Raw genomic sequence first — 1,264 nt, forward strand, 5'->3', positions numbered from 1 at the left:
TGCCTCAATCTTTACCAGTTGGAAGTGTTAACATCGCTTCCAAAACCGTTTTTCCTGGCGACCATAGCCGTTTGGAACCACCTGAACCCATCCCGAACTCAGAAGTGAAACAAACGTACGCCGATGATAGTGTGGGGCTTCCCCATGTCAAAGTAGGGCATCGCCAGGGCTTTTTTTATAAGATGCCAGCTTACAAGCTGGCATCTTAATGTTTGCCAAATGAAAAAATTGCCAGCGAAGAATGCTTATGCTGACATATATGTGAAATAAGCAGATTGCTTAGAAATAGGCGTAAACGATAAAAATTATATGCCTTGATAAAGTATAGTTGGTGGCGAATATTAAAGAATACTGCTGGCGTAGCTCAGTCGGTAGAGCAACTGATTTGTAATCAGTAGGTCCCGGGTTCGATTCCTGGTGCCAGCACCATCTAGTACTGCCTCATAGCTAATAAACTATTGACTTTAGCTGTTCCATGAAAGAAAATGGCAATCTTTTTGGAGGGGTTCCCGAGCGGTCAAAGGGATCAGACTGTAAATCTGACGGCTCAGCCTTCGAAGGTTCGAATCCTTCCCCCTCCACCAATCTGGAAACTAGAAATTAGGGACTAGAATCTAGCAATTAGAGAGTAGGAATTTGTAGTTTGAATTTTAAAAATAATTGGCCTATTTATCATGGGTGCCAGTAAAAATAGCTACGAGTTTCTAGTCTCTAGTTTCTAGATAGCGGGTGTAGTTCAATGGTAGAACCTCAGCCTTCCAAGCTGATGGTGTGGGTTCGATTCCCATCACCCGCTCCAAATTTTCTGTAGATGACGGATAGTAACAAACTGAGATTATAGGCCCACATAGCTCAGGCGGTAGAGCACTTCCTTGGTAAGGAAGAGGTCGCTGGTTCGAGTCCAGCTGTGGGCACCATAAAAATTAACCAATTGAATGGGGAGGTTTTCCGATGGCGAAGGAAAAATTTGAGCGAAAGAAGCCGCACGTGAATGTGGGGACGATAGGTCACGTTGACCATGGTAAGACGACTCTGACGGCGGCGATTACGACGATTATGGCGAAGAAGTATGGTGGTACGGCAAAGGCGTATGACCAGATTGATGCGGCGCCGGAAGAGAGAGAGCGCGGGATTACGATTTCCACGGCGCATGTTGAATACGAATCAGCGGCCCGTCATTATGCTCACGTAGATTGTCCTGGTCACGCGGATTATGTAAAGAACATGATTACTGGTGCGGCGCAGATGGATGGAGCGATATTGG

The 1,264-nt window shown here is 45.8% G+C and carries 1 protein-coding gene, 4 tRNA genes and 1 rRNA gene; all 6 read left to right on the forward strand.

Annotation, left to right across the window (positions count from 1 at the left end; translation table 11 throughout):
* Positions 1-53: 53 nt before the first annotated feature.
* Positions 54-169, forward strand: a 5S ribosomal RNA gene (gene rrf, locus E1O52_RS12905).
* A gap of 184 nt (positions 170-353) precedes the next feature.
* Positions 354-429, forward strand: a tRNA-Thr gene (locus E1O52_RS12910).
* A 70-nt stretch (positions 430-499) separates the two neighbouring features.
* Positions 500-584, forward strand: a tRNA-Tyr gene (locus E1O52_RS12915).
* 141 nt (positions 585-725) lie between these two features.
* A tRNA-Gly gene (locus E1O52_RS12920) sits at positions 726-799 on the forward strand.
* 42 nt (positions 800-841) lie between these two features.
* Positions 842-917: transfer RNA gene (locus E1O52_RS12925), tRNA-Thr, on the forward strand.
* A gap of 34 nt (positions 918-951) precedes the next feature.
* A partial coding sequence (locus tag E1O52_RS12930; RefSeq protein WP_242602255.1) for a GTP-binding protein occupies positions 952-1,264 on the forward strand: 313 nt, incomplete at its 3' end.

Origin of the sequence: Legionella nagasakiensis (assembly GCF_900639915.1) — a bacterium.
Lineage (GTDB): Bacteria > Pseudomonadota > Gammaproteobacteria > Legionellales > Legionellaceae > Legionella_A > Legionella_A nagasakiensis.